This window comes from Nevskia soli (assembly GCF_903970205.1).
Lineage (GTDB): Bacteria > Acidobacteriota > Terriglobia > Bryobacterales > Bryobacteraceae > Bog-113.
In genome coordinates this window covers 1-3,992 of record NZ_CAJCHS010000283.1, presented here as the reverse complement: position 1 = coordinate 3,992, position 3,992 = coordinate 1, and the positions used below count along the sequence as shown (strand labels likewise).

At 57.4% G+C, this 3,992-nt stretch carries 4 protein-coding genes; 3 read left to right on the top strand and 1 reads right to left on the bottom strand.

Annotated elements, in window-relative coordinates:
- Positions 1-260: 260 nt before the first annotated feature.
- On the bottom strand, positions 261-1,565 hold the full coding sequence (locus H1Y01_RS12675; RefSeq protein ID WP_180540883.1) for a serine hydrolase domain-containing protein: 1,305 nt from the start codon (positions 1,563-1,565) through the stop codon (positions 261-263).
- A gap of 213 nt (positions 1,566-1,778) precedes the next feature.
- Here H1Y01_RS12675 and H1Y01_RS12670 point away from each other — a divergent pair, with 213 nt between their 5' ends.
- From H1Y01_RS12670 to H1Y01_RS20075, 3 genes are all read left to right on the top strand, one after another.
- Entirely contained in the window at positions 1,779-2,075 is a 297-nt protein-coding gene (locus H1Y01_RS12670) for a hypothetical protein (protein WP_180540882.1), read from the top strand.
- A gap of 558 nt (positions 2,076-2,633) precedes the next feature.
- Positions 2,634-3,659 carry a hypothetical protein gene (locus tag H1Y01_RS12665; RefSeq protein WP_180540881.1) on the top strand — a complete coding sequence of 342 codons (1,026 nt, stop codon included), beginning with the start codon at positions 2,634-2,636 and terminating at the stop codon, positions 3,657-3,659.
- A 156-nt stretch (positions 3,660-3,815) separates the two neighbouring features.
- Positions 3,816-3,992, top strand: a 177-nt coding sequence (locus H1Y01_RS20075) for a type II toxin-antitoxin system HicB family antitoxin (RefSeq protein WP_180540880.1), incomplete at its 3' end; no start/stop codon positions are given.

The following is a 3,992-nucleotide window of genomic DNA, read 5'->3' as shown; positions in this document are numbered from 1 at the left end:
GGCCGCAAATCGCTCTGCCTGCCCTGCTCGCGCAGCTTCCGCTTGAGTTTGCCGGAAATTGCCCGCAGTTCCGCCGCAAGTGCGGAGGCGCGCTCGGTTGGCGAAGGACTCACGCGATCGTGCATGGAACCAGTATGGCATGTATGCAGCCAATCTGTACAGTTAAACTGTATATATGAGGCGGGAGCACCTGGCTCGCTGCGGCGGCGGCCGGACGGTATTTGGAAAGACCTAGCGCTTACTCTTCCGGAGTGTCCAGGCTACTTCGAGGGGTCCACCAGCGCTTGGTACACAGTGGCGTGGCTGCGGTACTGCAAGCTATGATTGTCGCGGCCCCCCATGCGCTGGATCATGGAGACGAAGACAATATCGTTGGTGGGGTCGACCCAGAACCACGTGCCGGCTGCACCGTCCCAAAAGAACGTCCCCTTGCCGTCGGGTAGATTGGCCTCCGGCGGATCGAACACCACCGCGCAGTTGAACCCGTACCCGAAACCCGGTCGCATAATATGTTGGCCAATACCGAAATCGCCAGTAAGTAGCGCGGCGGGAAGATGATTCGACGTCATCAGCTTCACCGTGGCCGGAGCCAGAATACGCTTGCCATCCAGTTCTCCTCCATTCGCCAGCATCTGCGCGAACCGGTAGTAATCTTCGGCCGTTGAAACTAGACCCCCTCCGCCCGATGGCATGGTGGGCTGGGATGCGTAATCCGTTGGAGCACTCCCTGGGCTGGTCGGCGTCAGCCCTTGCGGTTCGTCCCGGTAGTTGGTGGCAAAGCGAGCCCGCTTGTCTTCGGGAACGAAGAAACCCGCGTCTTTCATGTCCAGCGGAACAAAAATGCGGTCGTGCATGAATTCCGGCAGGGTCTTTCCGGATAGCTTCTCGACGATGTAGCCCTCGATATCCATCGATACGCTGTAAGTCCAGCCTTTCCCGGGCTGGTAATTCAAGGGGATATCTGCCAGCTTATCGATCATCTCCTGTAATTTGGCGGATTGCATGACCTTCTTGTCGTGGTACATCGCGTCGACGACGGTATGCCCGCTTCCATAGGAAAAACCGGCCGAGTGGGACATTAGTTCACGTAGGGTAGGCGCGTGGTCGGGGTCGGCAAGGATCATTTTGCCGTCTGCGTCAAGACCCTTAAATACCTTCAGATGAGCGAATTCGGGAATATACTTGTCTATCGGATCGGTGGGCAGCCATTTACCTTCCTCATAGAGGATCATCATGGCGACGCCGGTAACCGGCTTAGTCATGGAGTAATCGCGGAAGATCACGTCCTTGGTCATCGGCGCATGAGTCGACATGTCGCGCTGGCCGTAGGTGCGGTAGTCGACAACCTTGCCGTGTCGAGCGAGAATGGTTACGGCGCCGGCCAGCTGTTTGCGATCGATCTCCTGCTGAATCAGGTCGTGAAGGCGTCCCAGACGCTCGCTGGAGAACCCAACGGCTTCCGGTTTGGCCAATGTCATCGTTGGGCGCCCAGGCTCGGTGTTGGAGGCGGCCGCGGCGATCAGAGAGCCCGCAAATGCCACCGCGAAAGCGTGTGCGATCTTCATAGTTTTCTCCCCTCCTGTACGGGTCTCGCCGGGACTCTGGAAAAGCCGGCCCGCTCGCGACCTGAATAGGCATCGTACAATGCCCGATCCGGTGTTCCTCGCAAACCATTACGACTTCCAAAACTCCCAAGCCGCTCGCCGGGCCGCTTCGCGCGGAAATGACCCGCAATGTGATGGTCGTCTATTTAGAGGGAGACGGGTGGAAGATCGATCTTGCGACTTTGCTCACAATTGCCATATATAGGAAATGTCGTGGTTTCTCCGCCTGGGCGTTACATGGCGTATTCGTTCGGGTGGTCGTCCGGCGTTTGCCATCAGGAATCCCCGGTCTTCGTCGCCGATCTGGGCGCCAATAAAGCAACGGGCCCCGCTGCCGTAGCCGGGGTGGATGCGGCATCTCCGTCGATGCTCGCCGAGCCCGGCGAAAGTCTCGTGTTTCGGGAATCTAAGTTTGAAGGCGACGATTCCTGCAAAAGGCATCCCTGGCAGACAAAGACGGCTCACATTTGATCTCTTCGTTTCCAATGATCTACTCTGGCCTAAGTCAACTCGGACATAGAGGCGCAGATAAGCAGCCCCGTCGTGCAATTATTTCCACTTACTTCGGGAGTAACCGATGGCGCTGATGCAAGAGCTATCGGCTGACCTCGAAGACCGTCTCGGACCACATCCCCGCCAAGTCAACTCTCAGGCCGGAACGACCCGATTATGAAGCGGTTACTCCTACACTCGAGCGGCAGGTGAGAAGGCCGCGCGAGTCTGCTATATCCATCAAAATATCGCTGAATGTTGAGACGTCCGAGCGCGCTCCGAAGACAATATAGTTCGTCAGACCGGCTTTCTATCAGGCAAATTCAGGCAAATGCGTGCTCAAACCGGATATTAAACGCGGAAATTCAAAACCAGCCGACTCACGCCGTCGAACGAGGCAGTCCGTGACGTTTCTTGGCAGCCGTGTGCGATACTAACCCGGAAGTTTCCAAATCCAGCTTTCTGTACAGAGGACATCTATCCATGCGAGTGAGTTTGCAGTTTCATGCACGTCAGCTGTTCGGTACTACTTTATTGATGGGCTTTTTGAGCGTCACCCCGCTGTTGCAGGCGCAGGCCGGCGATGCGGACAGCGAGGCCCTTGGCGCCTGGCAGGCAACCATGCACCAGATGAGTGCGCCTGAGGAAGGGTGCTTCCACGCCTCTTACCCGAGTACGATGTGGGAACGCGTGACTTGCGCCCCGGCGCCAGGCTGGCGGTCCGCGCTGCCTAAGGCCCCCAACAGGGCGCAAATTGTGGGCAACGGCTCTGACTATGTCGCGCAGGCGCCGTCGGGACGCCTGTTCAGCTCGGCAAAGGGTACCTTCCCGAAGGTAACCGGAGTGACGTCTGAGAAGAGCGTTGGCGTTCCCGCGTTCGGCGATGGCGGTATTCTCGGGAAGAACGAATACACGTTACAAGTGAACACCAATTTCTATAGCGGTTCCGCCGCTTGTAAGGGCTCGGGTTGTTCTGCTTGGCAACAATACGTGATGTCGACGAACACTCCTGTGTCGCTTACCAGCAGTAAGCTGACCGACGAAACCGAAGTGTTCATCGAGTACTGGCTGATCAACTACGGGAATGGTTCCGAGAGCTGCCCCAGCGGTTTCATAGACGGCGGCCAGGATGATCCCGGGATCGACTGCGTTCAAAATACGGCAGCGACCTTGATTGCCAAAGGCCAGCTGCCAATCACGGATCTCTCCGGTCTAACCCTCTCGGGCTCAGCCACGTCGGGCGGAACCGATGCTGCTACCGTTACGTTTGGCGGCGACGCTTATACGGCGACCGTTCGCGATTCATACACCGATATCGCGAGTGGCTGGACGCAGGCAGAGTTCAATGTGTTCGGTAATGCCGGTGGATCGCGGGCGGACTTTAACTCTGGCTCGTCGGTCACGGTAAGTGTCGCCGTGACGGATGGATCTTCGAGTGCCCCGACGTGCATTCCGCCATCCGATCGAGAGGGCACGACCGGCGAAACGAACAACCTGACTGCGGGGTCATGTAAAGCCACGAGTGGAACATCGCCCTCGATTCAGTTCACCGAGTCAAACTAGCAGGACTACCGAGCAAAGAGCCTGCTCGCAGGTCGCATCAGGAACTCCAGACTCGCTTTCGATATCTGGAGTTCCCGCGAGCAATCATCGCCAATCTCTTGTCAAGATGGCGATACCGATACATGGGCGCGAACCCAGTCGCCTTAAAATGGTTTTATGAAGTTTCGCGTGGTCCTCGAATACGACCCAATTGCCAAGGGTTACTCGGCCGTTTGTCCCGAACTTCCGGGCTGCGCTTCGGCCGGAGACACCGAAGTAGAAGCCCATCGGAATATTGAAGAGGCGATTCGTCTTTATCTCGAGCCGGGCAATCTCGACCTGCCGACCGATGCC